Annotated in this window: 14 protein-coding genes; 10 read left to right on the plus strand and 4 right to left on the minus strand. The window is 62.9% G+C overall.

Annotation, left to right across the window (positions count from 1 at the left end; genetic code table 11):
- From J4D28_RS27045 to J4D28_RS27070, 6 genes are all read left to right on the plus strand, one after another.
- A partial coding sequence (locus tag J4D28_RS27045; protein ID WP_207246484.1) for an aspartate aminotransferase family protein occupies positions 1-1,357 on the plus strand: 1,357 nt, incomplete at its 5' end.
- Between the two features lie 185 nt (positions 1,358-1,542).
- On the plus strand, positions 1,543-2,637 hold the full coding sequence (locus J4D28_RS27050) for a polyamine ABC transporter substrate-binding protein (protein ID WP_016705051.1): 1,095 nt from the start codon (positions 1,543-1,545) through the stop codon (positions 2,635-2,637).
- 186 nt (positions 2,638-2,823) lie between these two features.
- Positions 2,824-3,918, plus strand: coding sequence for a polyamine ABC transporter substrate-binding protein (locus J4D28_RS27055; RefSeq protein ID WP_009051375.1), 1,095 nt, complete (start codon positions 2,824-2,826; stop codon positions 3,916-3,918).
- Positions 3,919-3,989: 71 nt separating this feature from the next.
- Entirely contained in the window at positions 3,990-5,132 is a 1,143-nt protein-coding gene (locus J4D28_RS27060) for an ABC transporter ATP-binding protein (protein ID WP_007928322.1), read from the plus strand.
- Positions 5,133-5,167: 35 nt separating this feature from the next.
- Complete coding sequence (locus J4D28_RS27065; protein WP_172833407.1) at positions 5,168-6,049, plus strand: ABC transporter permease subunit; 882 nt, start codon at positions 5,168-5,170, stop codon at positions 6,047-6,049.
- On the plus strand, positions 6,046-6,936 hold the full coding sequence (locus tag J4D28_RS27070; protein WP_009046085.1) for an ABC transporter permease subunit: 891 nt from the start codon (positions 6,046-6,048) through the stop codon (positions 6,934-6,936). The genes J4D28_RS27065 and J4D28_RS27070 overlap by 4 nt, the downstream gene beginning before the upstream one ends.
- A 291-nt stretch (positions 6,937-7,227) precedes the next feature.
- Here J4D28_RS27070 and J4D28_RS27075 read toward each other — a convergent pair whose 3' ends face one another.
- Both J4D28_RS27075 and J4D28_RS27080 read right to left on the minus strand, forming a co-directional pair.
- On the minus strand, positions 7,228-9,639 hold the full coding sequence (locus J4D28_RS27075) for a penicillin acylase family protein (RefSeq protein ID WP_103330873.1): 2,412 nt from the start codon (positions 9,637-9,639) through the stop codon (positions 7,228-7,230).
- A 107-nt stretch (positions 9,640-9,746) separates the two neighbouring features.
- Positions 9,747-10,325: a DUF6436 domain-containing protein gene (locus J4D28_RS27080; protein WP_016702896.1), complete on the minus strand. Its 579-nt coding sequence runs from the start codon at positions 10,323-10,325 to the stop codon at positions 9,747-9,749.
- A gap of 109 nt (positions 10,326-10,434) precedes the next feature.
- On the opposite strand from J4D28_RS27080, the gene J4D28_RS27085 reads away from it, so the two are divergent.
- The gene (locus J4D28_RS27085) at positions 10,435-11,358 is read left to right on the plus strand and encodes an alpha/beta hydrolase (RefSeq protein WP_038636009.1); all 924 of its coding nucleotides are present in this window, start codon (positions 10,435-10,437) and stop codon (positions 11,356-11,358) included.
- Positions 11,359-11,461: 103 nt separating this feature from the next.
- Here J4D28_RS27085 and J4D28_RS27090 read toward each other — a convergent pair whose 3' ends face one another.
- Positions 11,462-12,214: a DUF2059 domain-containing protein gene (locus J4D28_RS27090; protein WP_009051369.1), complete on the minus strand. Its 753-nt coding sequence runs from the start codon at positions 12,212-12,214 to the stop codon at positions 11,462-11,464.
- 171 nt (positions 12,215-12,385) lie between these two features.
- Between J4D28_RS27090 and J4D28_RS27095 the strand changes: the two genes are divergently transcribed.
- Together J4D28_RS27095 and J4D28_RS27100 are read left to right on the plus strand one after the other, a co-directional pair.
- Positions 12,386-13,018, plus strand: a complete 633-nt coding sequence (locus tag J4D28_RS27095; RefSeq protein WP_009051368.1) for a 2OG-Fe(II) oxygenase — start codon at positions 12,386-12,388, stop codon at positions 13,016-13,018.
- Positions 13,019-13,020: 2 nt separating this feature from the next.
- Positions 13,021-13,503: a DUF523 domain-containing protein gene (locus J4D28_RS27100; RefSeq protein ID WP_016702899.1), complete on the plus strand. Its 483-nt coding sequence runs from the start codon at positions 13,021-13,023 to the stop codon at positions 13,501-13,503.
- A 96-nt stretch (positions 13,504-13,599) separates the two neighbouring features.
- On the opposite strand, the gene J4D28_RS27105 is transcribed toward J4D28_RS27100, so the two are convergent.
- Complete coding sequence (locus tag J4D28_RS27105) at positions 13,600-14,373, minus strand: transporter substrate-binding domain-containing protein (RefSeq protein ID WP_041985003.1); 774 nt, start codon at positions 14,371-14,373, stop codon at positions 13,600-13,602.
- 133 nt (positions 14,374-14,506) lie between these two features.
- On the opposite strand from J4D28_RS27105, the gene J4D28_RS27110 reads away from it, so the two are divergent.
- A complete protein-coding gene (locus tag J4D28_RS27110; protein ID WP_009051365.1) occupies positions 14,507-14,944 on the plus strand; it encodes a DUF4399 domain-containing protein in 438 nt (145 codons plus the stop codon).
- The last annotated feature ends 27 nt before the right edge of the window (positions 14,945-14,971 follow it).

A 14,971-nucleotide genomic window follows, 5' to 3' on the forward strand; every position in this document is an offset into this window, starting at 1 on the left:
CAACAACCCGCAAACCCGTGAGTGGCAAACCCTCAGCAGCGAGCACCACCTGGCACCCTTCAGCGACTTCAAGCAGTTGAAGGAGAAGGGGCCGCGGATCATCACTAATGCCGAGGGCGTTTACCTTTGGGACAGCGAGGGCAACAAGATCCTCGACGGCATGGCCGGGCTGTGGTGCGTGGCTATCGGTTACGGCCGCGAAGAACTGGCCGAAGCCGCCAGCAAGCAGATGCGCGAGCTGCCGTACTACAACCTGTTCTTCCAGACCGCTCACCCGCCGGCGCTGGAACTGGCCAAGGCCATCTCCGATGTTGCCCCGCAGGGCATGAACCATGTGTTCTTCACCGGTTCCGGCTCCGAAGGCAACGACACCATGCTGCGCATGGTTCGCCACTACTGGGCGATCAAGGGCCAGCCGAAGAAGAAAACCATCATCAGCCGGGTCAACGGCTATCACGGTTCCACCGTGGCCGGCGCGAGCCTGGGCGGCATGACCTATATGCACGAACAGGGCGACTTGCCGATCCCAGGCATCGTGCATATCCCGCAGCCTTACTGGTTCGGTGAAGGCGGCGACATGACCCCGGACGAGTTCGGGATCTGGGCGGCCAACCAGCTGGAAGAGAAGATTCTCGAACTCGGCGTCGACAACGTCGGTGCCTTCATTGCCGAGCCGATCCAGGGCGCGGGCGGCGTGATCGTGCCGCCGGAAAGCTACTGGCCGCGGATCAAGGAGATCCTCGCCAAGTACGACATCCTGTTCGTCGCCGACGAGGTGATCTGTGGGTTCGGGCGTACCGGTGAGTGGTTCGGTAGCGATTTCTACGACCTCAAGCCGGACATGATGACCATCGCCAAGGGCCTGACCTCCGGCTACATCCCCATGGGTGGCCTGATCGTGCGCGACGAAGTGGTGGCGGTGCTCAACGAGGGCGGCGATTTCAACCACGGTTTCACCTATTCCGGGCACCCGGTGGCCGCCGCCGTGGCCCTGGAAAACATCCGCATCATGCGCGACGAGAAAATTATCGAGCGCGTCAAGGCAGAAACGGCACCTTATTTGCAGAAACGTCTGCGGGAACTGAACGATCACCCGCTGGTGGGTGAGGTTCGCGGAGTCGGCCTGTTGGGCGCCATCGAGCTGGTTCAGGACAAGGCCACCCGTGCGCGGTATGTCGGAAAAGGCGTCGGCATGATCTGCCGGCAGTTCTGCTTCGACAACGGCCTGATCATGCGCGCCGTGGGCGACACCATGATCATTGCTCCGCCCCTGGTGATCACCAAGGAGGAGATCGATGAGTTGGTGAGCAAGGCCCGCAAGTGCCTGGACCTGACCTTGAGTGCGTTGCAGGGCTAAGTGCTAGGCTCTGAGCGAAGTACCCCGTGGTACTTCGCTCGGGGCGGCCATAAAGGCTGGGTCTTTTGTTGAAAGCCCGCCTTGGAACTTGCCAGACTACCGCCTGTTTTTAGTTGCCTGGCAACCGGTCGCTGAACACAAGGTTAAAAAGAATAATTGGAGCATGACGCATGAAGGCAATAGGTATGAAGAAAGCTGGCAAGACCCTCCTCGCCATGTCCCTGATGGGCGCGATGGCGGCAGTGGCCCAGGCAGACGACAAGGTGCTGCACGTTTACAACTGGTCCGACTACATCGCCCCCGACACCATTGCGAACTTCGAGAAAGAGTCCGGGATCAAGGTGGTCTACGACGTTTTCGACAGCAACGAAACCCTGGAAGCCAAACTGCTGGCAGGCAAGTCCGGTTACGACGTGGTCGTGCCGTCGAACAACTTCCTGGCCAAGCAGATCAAGGCCGGTGTCTATCAGGAGCTGGACGTCTCCAAGCTGCCCAACTGGAAAAACCTGAACCAGGATCTGCTCAAGGCGGTTTCGGTCAGTGACCCGGGCAACAAGCACGCTTTCCCATACATGTGGGGTTCCATCGGCATCGGTTACAACCCGGAGAAGGTCAAGGCTGCGCTGGGCGTCGACAAGATCGATTCCTGGGACACCCTGCTCAAGCCCGAGAACATTGCCAAGCTCAAGGGCTGCGGCGTGAGCTTCCTCGACTCGCCAACCGAAATGATCCCGGTCGCCCTGCATTACCTGGGCCTGCCGACCGACAGCCAGAAGAAAGACGACATCAAGAAAGCCGAAGAGCTGTTCCTCAAGATTCGTCCTTCGATCACCTATTTCCACTCCTCCAAGTACATCTCGGACCTGGCCAACGGCAACATCTGCGTAGCGGTCGGCTATTCGGGTGACGTGCAGCAGGCCAAGTCCCGTGCCGCCGAAGCCGGCGACAAGGTGAAAGTCAGCTACGCCATTCCGAAAGAAGGCGCCGGCACTTTCTACGACATGGTCGCTATCCCCAAGGATGCGGAAAACGTCGAGGGCGCCTACAAGTTCATGACCTTCCTGCAGAAGCCTGAAGTCATGGCCAGCATCACCAACGCCGTGCGTTTCCCGAACGGCAACGCCGCCGCAACGGCACTGGTGGAAAAAGACATCACCAGCGATCCAGGCATCTACCCGCCAGCCGACGTGCAGGCCAAGCTGTATGCGATCGCCGATCTGCCGGCCGCTACCCAGCGTGAGCTGACCCGCAGCTGGACCAAGATCAAATCCGGCAAATAAGCCGGTTTGAGGCAGCAACCGCTGGCCGTCGTCCCCGCGAGGGCGGTCAGCGGTGCAATTAAATGACAGAAAGTTTTGCTGGATCGGTTTATCGAAGGTAAGTTGCGCGCCGGTTTTGTTGCTGGGCAGCTCTTGGCTGTCATGTAGTGCGGGCAACTCAGGCCCAATTGTTTAGAGGACCTCCACTTGCCTATTTCTTTATTTCGCAAAGCCATGCTGGTGGGCGCCGGGCTGACGCTGGCCGTCAGCGCCTATGCCGCGCCAACCGTGCATATTTATAACTGGTCTGACTATATCGGTCAGAGCACATTGGCGGACTTCGAAAAGGCCACCGGCATCAAGCCGCTGTACGACGTGTTCGACTCCAACGAAACCCTGGAAGGCAAGTTGCTCGCCGGTCGTACCGGCTATGACGTGGTCGTGCCGTCCAACCACTTCCTGGGCAAGCAGATCAAGGCCGGGGCGTTCCAGAAACTCGACAAGGCGCAGTTGCCCAACTATTCGAACCTCGACCCGGTGCTGCTCAAGCGCCTGGAGAAGAACGACCCGGGCAACCAGTACGCCGTGCCTTACCTGTGGGGCACCAACGGCATCGGCTACAACGTCGAGAAGGTCAAGGCCGCGCTGGGCGTGGACAAGATCGACTCCTGGGCCATGCTGTTCGAACCGGAAAACATCAAGAAACTGTCGAGCTGCGGCGTCGCCTTCCTCGACTCCGCCGATGAAATGCTCCCGGCGGTACTCAACTACATGGGCCTGGACCCCAACAGCCAGAACCCCGACGACTACAAGAAGGCCGAAGCCAAGTTGCTGGCGGTGCGGCCTTACGTGACCTACTTCAACTCCTCGAAATACATCTCCGACCTGGCCAATGGCGAAATCTGCGTGGCCGCGGGCTTCTCCGGCGATGTGTTCCAGGCCAAGGCGCGCGCCGCCGAAGCCGGCAAGGGCATCGAGATCGCCTATGTGATCCCCAAGGAAGGCGGCAACCTCTGGTTCGACATGCTGGCCATTCCCAAGGACGCCGGTAACGTCAAGCAGGCCCATGCCTTCATCAATTACCTGCTCAAGCCTGAGGTGATCGCCCAGGTCAGCGACTCCGTCGGCTACGCCAACCCGAACCCCAAGGCGGGTGAGCTGATGGACCAGTCGGTGCGCAAGGACGAAGCGGTTTACCCGGCGCAGGAAATTGTCGACAAGCTGTACGTCAACTCAGAGTTGCCGCCCAAGATCCAACGACTCATGACCCGCAGCTGGACCAAGGTCAAGTCGGGCAAATAGCGTCAATCGCTCAAACTATCCAGAGTTCGCCCGCATGGGGCGAACTGCAAATTCTGTTGGGAGTTTCGTAAATGGCAGTTGCCTCCGGCGCCTACAAGAAAGCCCTCGAGGGCGACCAGACACCGAAGCAGGTGTTGGTCAAGATCGACCGGGTCACGAAGAAGTTCGACGAGACGATTGCCGTGGACGACGTGTCCCTGGAAATCAAGAAAGGCGAGATATTCGCCCTGCTCGGCGGTTCTGGCTCGGGTAAGTCCACCTTGCTGCGCATGCTCGCGGGGTTCGAACGGCCCACGGAGGGGCGCATCTACCTGGACGGTGTGGACATCACCGACATGCCGCCCTACGAGCGGCCGATCAACATGATGTTCCAGTCCTACGCCTTGTTCCCGCACATGACCGTGGCGCAGAACATCGCCTTCGGCCTGCAGCAGGACAAGATTCCCAAGGCCGAGATCGATGCCCGCGTGGCCGAGATGCTCAAGCTGGTGCAGATGAGCCAGTACGCCAAGCGCAAGCCGCATCAGCTCTCTGGCGGCCAGCGCCAGCGCGTGGCCCTGGCCCGTTCCCTGGCCAAGCGGCCGAAACTGCTGCTGCTCGACGAGCCGATGGGCGCGCTGGATAAAAAGCTGCGCTCGCAGATGCAACTGGAGCTGGTGGAGATCATCGAGCGCGTCGGCGTGACCTGCGTGATGGTGACCCACGACCAGGAAGAGGCCATGACCATGGCCGAGCGTATTGCGATCATGCACCTGGGCTGGATCGCCCAGATTGGCAGCCCGATCGACATCTACGAAACCCCGACCAGCCGCCTGGTCTGCGAATTCATCGGCAACGTCAACATCTTCGAAGGTGAAGTGATCGACGACGCCGAAGGCCACGCGACCATCACCTGCAAGGACCTGGATCGCAACATCTACGTGGGCCACGGCATCAGCACCTCGGTGCAGGACAAGTCGGTGACCTACGCCATCCGCCCGGAAAAACTCCTGGTGACCCCGGACATGCCGACCTGCGAATACAACTGGTCGAGCGGCAAGGTGCACGACATCGCTTACCTGGGCGGGCACTCGGTGTTCTACGTCGAGCTGCCGAGCGGCAAGCTGGTGCAGTCGTTCGTGGCCAACGCCGAGCGTCGCGGCGCGCGGCCGACCTGGGGCGACCAGGTGTACGTCTGGTGGGAAGACGACAGCGGCGTGGTACTGCGCTCATGAACATGCGAAAGCTCAAGCGCCGCCTCAATCGAATAATTCCCGGTGGCCGCCAGATGGTCATCGGGGTCCCGTTCCTCTGGCTGTTCCTGTTCTTCATGCTGCCGTTCTTCATCGTCCTGAAGATCAGCTTCGCCGAAGCAGACGTGGCCATTCCGCCGTACACCGAGATCTACAGCTTCATCGACCAGAAGCTGCAGGTGCTGCTCAACCTGGGCAACTACGCGATGCTCGGCGACGACGAACTGTACATCGCCGCCTACCTCGGCTCGCTGAAGATGGCCTTCTTCAGCACCCTGCTGTGCCTGTTGATCGGTTACCCGATGGCCTATGCCATCGCCAGCGCCCGCAAAGAGCTGCAGACCGTGCTGGTGCTGCTGATCATGATGCCGACCTGGACCGCGATCCTGATCCGCGTCTACGCCTGGATGGGCATCCTCAGCAACAACGGCCTGCTCAACGGCTTCCTGATGGGCATGGGCTTGATCGACGAGCCGCTGCAGATCCTCAACACCAACCTGGCGGTGTACATCGGCGTGGTCTATTCGTACCTGCCGTTCATGATCCTGCCGCTCTACGCCAACCTGGTCAAGCACGATACCAGCCTGCTGGAAGCCGCCTCGGACCTGGGTTCGAGCACCTTCAACAGCTTCTGGAAAATCACCGTGCCGCTGTCGAAGAACGGCATCATCGCCGGCTGCATGCTGGTGTTCATCCCGGTGGTCGGCGAGTTCGTGATCCCGGAACTGCTCGGCGGTCCGGAAACCCTGATGATCGGTAAAGTGCTCTGGCAAGAGTTCTTCAACAACCGTGACTGGCCGGTGGCCTCGGCCCTGGCAGTGGTGATGCTGGCGATCCTGATTGTGCCGATCATCCTCTTCAACCGCAGTCAGGCCAAAGAAATGGAGGGCAAGGAATGAAGCGCTTCAGTTTCTCGAACCTGATGCTGGTGGTGGGGCTGGTATTCATCTACCTGCCGATGCTGATCCTGGTGATCTACTCGTTCAACGCCTCCAAGCTGGTGACGGTCTGGGGCGGCTGGTCGGTGAAGTGGTACGTCGGCCTGCTGGACAACTCGCAGTTGATGGGCTCGGTGGTGCGCTCCCTGGAGATCGCCTGTTACACCGCGATTGCCGCGGTGGCCCTGGGCACCCTGGCGGCCTTCGTGCTGACCCGTATCACCCACTTCAAGGGCCGTACGCTGTTCGGCGGCCTGGTCACCGCGCCGCTGGTGATGCCGGAAGTGATCACCGGCCTGTCGCTGTTGCTACTGTTCGTGGCCATGGCGCAGATGATCGGCTGGCCGCAGGAGCGTGGCATCGTCACCATCTGGATTGCCCACACCACGTTCTGCGCCGCCTATGTAGCGGTGGTGGTGTCGGCGCGCCTGCGTGAGCTGGACCTGTCCATCGAAGAGGCGGCCATGGACCTGGGGGCACGGCCGTGGAAGGTGTTCTTCCTGATCACCATCCCGATGATCGCGCCCTCGTTGGCGGCGGGCGGCATGATGTCCTTCGCCCTGTCCCTGGACGACCTGGTGCTGGCGAGCTTCGTTTCCGGCCCGGGTTCCACCACCTTGCCGATGGAAGTGTTCTCGGCGGTGCGCCTCGGCGTGAAGCCGGAGATCAACGCCGTGGCCAGCCTGATCCTGCTGGCGGTGTCGCTGGTGACCTTCCTGGTCTGGTACTTCAGCCGTCAGGCCGAAGAGCGCCGCAAGCGCGCCATCCAGCAAGCCATCGAAGAGGCCGCGGCCGATTCCTGGAAACAGCCGGACGTGCGCCGCGCACAGGCCCCGGAAGCGGCCTGATAGGCAACAGCCGGAAGGCTTTGACCGTGACAAGACATCGCCCCTGTTCAGGGGCGATGTCGTTTTCGGGGGTAGCCGCTGTCGCAGGCTGCGATAGGTCCGAAGGACCTCGGCGACCTTGAGACCGCTGCGACCGTTCCGGTCGATCGCAGCCTGCGGCAGCGGCTACAGTGATAGCTTCGAAAGCGCTTCGGCTCGCGGGTCTTGGCATCCAGCACATCGTTTTCCGCCGCCGCCGCCGCTTCGCCAGCAAGCTGGCTCTTGCAGGTTATGCATCGTTCACCGTGAGGCTTACTGTGCCACCCGCGCCGGCAACAGTTTCTGGGTGCTGTGGGTATTGGCCATGACTTCTTCTTCGTTGAAGTGCGCCTGCTGGTACACCCCTTCGATATAGGCCTCGGCCTGGTCCTGATAGTGCTTGTCGAACAGCACACCGCTTTGCCCGACCGGGTTGACGGTCAGGCTGTGGGCCGGGTCGGCGAAGTCGATCAGGCGCCGGGTCGAAGGGCCGTAAGTCACCGGCCAGGGCGCCGGGCCGATCTTCGCCGACTGGTTGTTCGGCACTTCGTGGGTGCCCGGCGCGGCGAACGGGCCGACGTTGAAAACCCGGTCCAGGGGTTTCTGCAGGCCCAGCGGGTGGCCGTGGGTCAGGGTATGCGCCTGGCCCCACAGCCATTTGCTCGAGTCGTCGCCAAAGGTCGCCTTGAGATGAGCGAGGCTAGCGCGCCAGGCAACCCTGACCGTGTCGGCGCGGCTTTCCCGGCCGAGCGTGTTGCGGTTGTCCCACCAGGGCGAGTCGGCGGAGGCGGCCAGGCGTGGCAGCGTGGTGTCTATCACCCGGGTGGACAGCAGGGTGTCGAAGAAGGCGTCGCCCAACTCGTCGTGAAAGGCCGCGTCGGTGAGGTTGAACAGGAACTGGTTGAACAGGGTGGCGCTGGTGGAGTCCAGCGGGTAGTCGCCTTTCCACTGCGCCAGTTGCTCCACCAGCTTGAGTTCCTGCGGGTCGCTCACCACTTCGCGCAACACTGGCAGCAGCGGCGCCAGCAGGCGCGGGCCGTAGGCGGTGGTGGTGCCCAGCTGGAGTTTCTGGCTGGCTTCGATATCCCACTTTACGCTCTTGTCGCTGAGCTGGCGGTCCAGTTGCTGGCCGCGGTCGGCGAGGTTGTAGTAGCCGGGAATTTCCATGCCGGTGGGCGAGACCGGCTGGAAGTTGGCCGAAACGATATAGCCGCGCGCCGGGTTTTCTTCCTGCGGGTTGGCGCTGAACGGGTAGAAGCCCTCTTTGTCCGCCAGCGAGGTACTGCCGTCGAGGATGAACGCGCCCTTGGCGCCGATCGGCCGTTTCGGCAACAGCGCCGCGGCCCACCAGCCGATATCGCCCTTGGCGTTGGCCCAGACGATGTTCAAGCCCGGCGCTTGGACCTTGGACGCGGCGCTGCGGGCCTTGGCCAGGGTGTCGGCGCGGTTGAGCTGGTAGAAGCCGTCGAGGATCGGGTTCGGCGTCTCGAGGAAGGCCCACCACATGGCAATCGGCGTCTTGCCGGCATTGGCCCCGAGCACGTCGTTGATGATCGGGCCATGGGGCGACTGGCGCAGGATCTGGGTAACCGGCGGCTGGCCCTTCACCGCGATCTGCTGCTCGCTGTTGACCAGGTCGACCCACTTGCCGCGGTACCAGACCTGGTTGGCGTTGTTCGGGTTGACCTTCTCGGCGATCAGGTCCAGGTCGTCGTTCTGGAACATGGTCAGGCTCCAGCCGAAGTCCAGGTTGTGGCCGAGAAAGGCGAAGGGCACCAGCGCCTGGTGATGACCGTAGAGTTCGAAACCCGGCGCCGACAGTTGGGCCTCGTACCACACCGACGGCACCGCGAAGCGGATGTGCGGGTCGCCGGCCAGCAATGGCTTGCCGCTCTTGGTGCGGGTGCCGGACACCGCCCAGGCGTTGCTGCCCTCGAATTGCGGCAGGCCGGCGTCGGCCAGGGCCTGTTCGCTCAGCCGGGCGATGGCGCCCAGGTCCTGCCAGTCGCTGGCGGCCAGGCTTGGCGCCAGCGGACCACGGCCCTTGGCCAGGGCACCCTTGGGCTGCCAGTCGAGGTCGAAGACTTTCAGGTAGTCGCTGCCGAGTTGGTCGCGCACATAGGTCAGCAGCGGCTCGGTGCGGAAGGCCGCGGCGAAGCTGTAGGCCATGTAGCCGGCGACGCTGATGCTGTCTTCGGCAGTGAAGGAGCGCTTGGGAATGCCGAGGACGTCGAACTCGATCGGTTGCGGGTGGCTGTTCTGATACTGGTTGACCCCATCCAGGTAGGCTTGCAGGCCCTTCCAGGCGGGTGACTGGCGGTCCAGCCCGGCGACGTAGCTGTCGGCGCGCTCGCGGATGCGCAGGCTGCGGAACAGTTTGTCGGTGTCGAGCAGTTTGGGGCCGAGTATCTCGGCCAGCTCACCACGGGCCAGGCGCCGCATGACTTCCATCTGGAACAGCCGGTCCTGGGCGTGGACATAGCCCAGCGCGCGGTACAGGTCGGTTTCGTTTTCCGCGCGGATATGCGGCACGCCGCGTTCGTCGTAACGCACCGTGACCGAGCCCTGTAGGCGCTCCAGCTCGACCTGGCCCTGACGCGACGGCTGCTTGCTGTACAGGTACCAGCCCCCACCCGCGGCGATGGCGAGGATCAGGACGACGAGTACGGTCAGGCTGCGTTTCATGGTGACTCCTTGTTCTTTCTGCGATTTGCCTGCCGTGGGGGAAGGCAAACATTTAGCACAGGCCTTCTGTGCCGGGCATCCGCTGTCTGGGAAAAGTCAGGAATGCCTTAATCCGTCTGTTTCGGCCATGGACAATAACAGCCCACCGCCAAGGTGTGGGTGGCGCTCACCGTACGGCCTTCGTGCAGGGCCTGGAGGATAGGTTCGATAAAGCTGTTGCTGGAGTTGCAGGTCAGGCCTTCGCTGTAGGGGCCGAAATAGGCCAGGGTGCCGTTGCGGTCCCAGATCGCCACGGCCGGGCTGGCGGGGATCTGCTCCGAGCCGGGCAGGCCGTCGAGGACTTTCAGGCGGCTCAGGGTGGCGGGCAACTGGCCGTGGCTGCCGGCCTTCTGCACCGAGTAGAACTCCACGCCCTGCGGGCCGTAGTGCTCGATCAGCTCGGCCAGGTGCTGCTGGTTGCCGACATTGCACGGGCAGGCCGGGTCCCAGAAGTGCACCAGGCGGATGGCGCCTTCGCCGGCTAGGCCAGGAGGCAGTTGCAGCGGGTCGCCGGAAAATACCGCGGTGTGTTCGCTGAAGGTCCGCAGGAAACGTCCCTGGAACCAGTCGTAGGCGACCCACAGCACCCCGGCGCACAGGAGGGCGAGCAGGCTGGCAAGCAGGGTCGTGCGGTAGGGCAGACGCATACGGATCATTCCTCGAAGGTCGCGTAGCTTGCCATGCTTGCCCCGACAGATGAATATCGCAGGCCGATAAAGCCTGTTTCGCGTTCCGCGCCACCCTGGGAAAACCCTTATGTCTGCGACCTTCGACCCCGACCTTCTGCGCGCCAGCCTGCGGCCCCTGGCCGAGGCGCAGCCGCTCTCGGCCCAGGCGCAGGCCTATCAGCGTTTCTATGGGCTGGATCTGCCGGTCAAGCGTGGGCTGGGGCGTTTTTCGGTCGGCGGTTTTGACGTGGTCGGCCAGGTCTGGTGGCCCGAACAGCCGGTGGCGACCTTGTTTCTGCTGCACGGTTTCTACGATCACATGGGCTTGTACCGGCATGTGATCGAGTGGGCGCTGGAGCGGCAGTGGGCGGTGATTGCCTGCGACTTGCCGGGCCACGGCCTGTCCAGCGGCGAGCGCGCCAGCATCGATGATTTCGCGGTGTACCAGGCGGTGCTGCAAGGCTTGTTCGGCGAGGCCCGGTCTCTCGATCTGCCGCAGCCCTGGCACCTGTGCGGGCAAAGCACGGGCGGTGCGATCGTGATCGATCACCTGCTCAACCAGGGTGCCCAGAGCCCGGCCCAGGGCCAGGTGATCCTGCTGTCGCCGCTGGTACGCCCGCGTGCCTGGGGCTGGTCGAAGCTCAGCTATTACATGCTCCGGCCTTTCGTCAAAGGCATCGCCCGGCGCTTCAGCGAGAACTCCACCGATCCCGATTTCCTGCCGTTCCTGCAGCGCGACCCGTTGCAGCCGTTGCGCCTGCCGACCGCCTGGGTCGGGGCGTTGGCGCAATGGATCAAGCGCATCGAGCTGGCCCCGCGCAGCAGTCGGCAGCTCTTGATCGTTCAGGGGCAGGCGGACATGACGGTGGATTGGCAGCACAACCTGCAGGTGATCCGGCAGAAGTTCCAGCAGCCCCAGGTGCTGATGCTGCCCGAGGCGCGGCATCACCTGGCGAACGAGGCGGCGCGCATTCGCCAGGAGTACTTCGCTTTCCTCAACCAGCATCTGTAGCCGCTGCCGAAGGCTGCGATAGGTCCGAAGGACCTCAGCGGTCACAAGATCGCCGCGACCGTACCGGTCGATCGCAGCCTGCGGCAGCGGCTACAACAGACGCTTAGGGTGCGAGGCTGGAAGTGCTCTGGCCGACAGCCAGCCCGGCGCGGATCGCGGCCAGGGCGGCTTGATAGTAGGCCTTGCCTTCGGCGGATTCGGCGAAGTTGGCGAACTCTTCCAACTCCGGGTCGGACAGGTCGCGATAGACGTACAGCAGGGTGTTGTTCAGGTCGTTGCCGATCTGCGCCATCAGCCGCTGGCGCTGGCCATTGAGCATGTTCTGCGCCTGGCCGGCCCCCAGCAGGCCGGGGATCATCTGGCTCAGGCTGTCGGCGGCCACGCCGGCGATCGCCAGGCTGACTTCCGCGCCGGCTTCACGGGCCGGCAGCGCCTGGGCCAGGTGGCCGATGATCAATTGACGGGTGTCGCTGGCCTGCATCTTCGGCAGGCCCTGGGCATTTTTCGCCAACTGGTCGCGGCGGGTCGCCAGCAGTTCGGCGGCGACGATCTTGCGCCCCAGCGGCGACTGGAAAAACGCCAGGGCCGGTTTCGGGTCGGCGAGGTTCTGCCGCAACTGCGCCTGGGCACGGCGGTCCATGGCCTGCGGGGCGAAGCGCTGGTTGCTGTTATTGACCAGCGCCTGATAGACCGCTGGCGGCAGGCTACTCTGGTAACGCTGCTGGGCGGCGGTGAGGGCATCGTTGAAATGCGCACGTTGTTCCGGCCAGCCGGCGACCTTGTACAACTGGTCGTGGCCGTCTGCCCAGGCGGGCAATACACAGAACATCAACAGTGAAAAAAGCAAACGGCGCATAAGGACTCCTGTCGGCAGCCCACTATTCTCCGGGGCAAGGCGATGGTTGTCGAGAATTCGTATCAGGTTCAGTACGCAAACTGTCCGATCGAACGACGAACAGAGACAGCGCCAGGCTGCTTGGTCAGAATTATCGAGATGATCTGTCGGATTCATCTGGGTGTGGATACTATGCGCGCCATGCAAATACCCTCTGATCACCCACTGCTGTTACGCATTGTCGATGACCTGGCCACCCGTGGCTGGTCGCAGCAGAACATCTTCCTGCCAGAAGCCCTGACCCTGGAGCTGGCGGCCGAGTGCCGCAAGCGCGCGGCCGAAGGTGAGCTGGCGCCGGCGGCGGTTGGCCGTGGCCCGGCGCAGGAGATTCGCGAGGGGATCCGTGGCGATCACATCCAGTGGCTCGAGCCCGGCCAGGCCGACTGCTGCGATACCTACCTGGGCTTGATGGACAGCCTGCGCGAGGCGCTGAACCGTGGGTTGTTCCTCGGCCTGGAAGACTTCGAAAGCCATTTCGCGCTGTACCCGCCAGGTGCGTTCTACCTCAAGCACGTCGACCGTTTCCGCGACGATGACCGGCGCATGGTGTCGGCGGTGATCTACCTCAACCAGGACTGGCTGCCGGAGCAGGGCGGGCAACTGCGCATGTACTTCGATGGCGAAAGCGAATACGACGTGGATCCCGCTGGAGGCCGGCTGGTGGTGTTCCTCTCCGGCGAGGTGCCCCATGAAGTCCTGCCCGCGACCCGCGAGCGCCTGTCCCTGACGGGCTGGTTCCGCCGGCGCGGCAACGAGCCGTTCTGATCATGCACAAGATCCTGGTCAGTCGCTGCCTGTTGGGCCACCGCGTGCGTTACGACGGTGGCGCCAGCGGGCCGTTCGATCAACTGGCGAGCTGGCAGGCCGAAGGGCGGGTGGTCGCGTTGTGTCCGGAAGTCGCCGGCGGCCTGCCAACGCCACGGGCGGCGGCGGAAATACCCGGAGGGCAGGGCGGCGAAGTGCTCGATGGCCTGGCGCAGGTCATCACCACCGAGGGCGAAGATGTCAGCGCCGAATTCCTCAGCGGTGCCCGGCAGGCGCTGGAACTGGTGCGCGAACACGGGATTCGCATCGCCGTGCTCAAGGCCAACAGCCCGTCGTGCGGCAACCTGCTGACCTACGACGGCAGCTTCAGTGGGGTCAAGGTCAGCGGCGAGGGCGTCACCGCCGCCTTGCTCAAGCGCGCCGGGGTGCAAGTCTTCAGCGAGCTGGAACTGGCCGAGGCCGCCGCGGCCCTGGCCTCGCTCTAACGCCCCTGTAGCCGCTGCCGCAGGCTGCGAAAGGTCCGCAGGACTTCAGCGATATCACCTTCTGCGCAGCCGCAGCCTTCTGCAGCGATTACAGCATCAAGGCTTGGGTGGCTTGCTCGCATCCATGCCGAACCATTTTTCCGACAACGCCATCAGCCGGCCATCGGCCTTGATGCGCTGCAGCGCGCCGTCGAGGCTCGCCTGGAACGCCGGATTACCTTTCTGGAACGGGATCGCCAGGCTCAGGGTCGGCCCGACCTTGGCGCCTTCCTTCACCGGCAGGCGGCTGTCGCGGATGGCGTAGGGGATCAGCAGGCGGTCGCTGATGGCGGCGTCGAGCTGCTTGTCCGCCACATCCTTGATCGGCTGCTGGGCGTTCGGGTAGCTGCGCAGGTCGATGCCTTCCACGGTGCGCGCCTGCTCGACGAACTGGCTGCCCTGGGCCACGCCCAGTGCCTGGCCCTGGAGCGCCTGCAGGCTGCCCAGCGTGCGCTCTTCTTCCTTGCGTACGATCAATTGTGCGCTGGAATAGCTGTAAGGCTCGCTGAAGTCGAAACGATCCTTGAGTTCTGGAGTCATTGCTATGTGATTGATGGCGATGTCGTAGCGGCCGCTTTCGACGCCTGGCAGCAGGTCGGCGGCGTCGGTGACCACGAAGTCCGCCCGCACATCCAGCTCGCGGGCAAGCAGTTGGCCCAGCTCGACTTCGAAGCCGGTGAGCTTGCCGTCGTCCTTGAAGTTGAAGGGTGGGGTATTGGCTTCCAGGGCGATACGCAGTTCCCCGCGGTCATTCACATCGTCGATCAGTTCGGCTTGAGCGTAAGTGCTCACAAGAGGTAGCAAAAGTATCAGGCCAGGCAGGAAACGCATGGTCACTCCTTGAATTTATATGTGCGATGCGCTGTTCAGGCTCGCTTTGCTATGGTGTTGATTGCCCTTCGACAACGATATGCCACGAAGTTGTCATAACCGTACCGATTTTGCGGAAAAACTGGAGAATAGAATGAAAACCTTTATATCTCGTGCTGCATTGGCCGGCCTGATGCTGGGGGCTTCGATGCTGGCTTCTGCGGCGGATATTCCTCGCACCAAGGCGCCGGAAGGCGCTTCTGTCTTTATCGTCACCCCGGTCAATGGCGATACCGTGGCCAAGACCTTCAAGGTCAAGTTCGGCGTCAGCGACATCTCCCTGGCGCCCGCCGGCGACCAGACTCCGCACACCGGGCACCACCACCTGCTGGTCGACGTCGACAAGCTGCCGGCCGAAAACATGCCGATCCCGGCCGACGCCCAGCACATCCACTTCGGCAAGGCCCAGACCGAAACCGAACTGACCCTGGCCCCGGGCAAGCACACCCTGCAGCTGGAGCTGGGCGACAAGAACCACGTGCCGTTCGACCCGCCAATCGTTTCGGAAAAGATCACCATCACCGTCAAGTAAGTGCGGACGGCAAAAACTGCCTGTAAA

This window comes from Pseudomonas sp. GW531-T4 (assembly GCF_017349615.1).
GTDB lineage: Bacteria > Pseudomonadota > Gammaproteobacteria > Pseudomonadales > Pseudomonadaceae > Aquipseudomonas > Aquipseudomonas chlororaphis_I.

Coding starts and splice junctions, on each gene's coding strand:
- J4D28_RS27050 (WP_016705051.1), top strand. CDS start 1,543: ATGAAGAAAGCTGGCAAGACCCTCCTCGCCATGTCCCTGATGGGCGCG.
- J4D28_RS27075 (WP_103330873.1), bottom strand. CDS start 9,639: ATGAAACGCAGCCTGACCGTACTCGTCGTCCTGATCCTCGCCATCGCC.
- J4D28_RS27105 (WP_041985003.1), bottom strand. CDS start 14,373: ATGCGTTTCCTGCCTGGCCTGATACTTTTGCTACCTCTTGTGAGCACT.
- J4D28_RS27110 (WP_009051365.1), top strand. CDS start 14,507: ATGAAAACCTTTATATCTCGTGCTGCATTGGCCGGCCTGATGCTGGGG.
- J4D28_RS27070 (WP_009046085.1), top strand. CDS start 6,046: ATGAAGCGCTTCAGTTTCTCGAACCTGATGCTGGTGGTGGGGCTGGTA.
- J4D28_RS27060 (WP_007928322.1), top strand. CDS start 3,990: ATGGCAGTTGCCTCCGGCGCCTACAAGAAAGCCCTCGAGGGCGACCAG.
- J4D28_RS27100 (WP_016702899.1), top strand. CDS start 13,021: ATGCACAAGATCCTGGTCAGTCGCTGCCTGTTGGGCCACCGCGTGCGT.
- J4D28_RS27085 (WP_038636009.1), top strand. CDS start 10,435: ATGTCTGCGACCTTCGACCCCGACCTTCTGCGCGCCAGCCTGCGGCCC.
- J4D28_RS27080 (WP_016702896.1), bottom strand. CDS start 10,325: ATGCGTCTGCCCTACCGCACGACCCTGCTTGCCAGCCTGCTCGCCCTC.
- J4D28_RS27095 (WP_009051368.1), top strand. CDS start 12,386: ATGCGCGCCATGCAAATACCCTCTGATCACCCACTGCTGTTACGCATT.
- J4D28_RS27090 (WP_009051369.1), bottom strand. CDS start 12,214: ATGCGCCGTTTGCTTTTTTCACTGTTGATGTTCTGTGTATTGCCCGCC.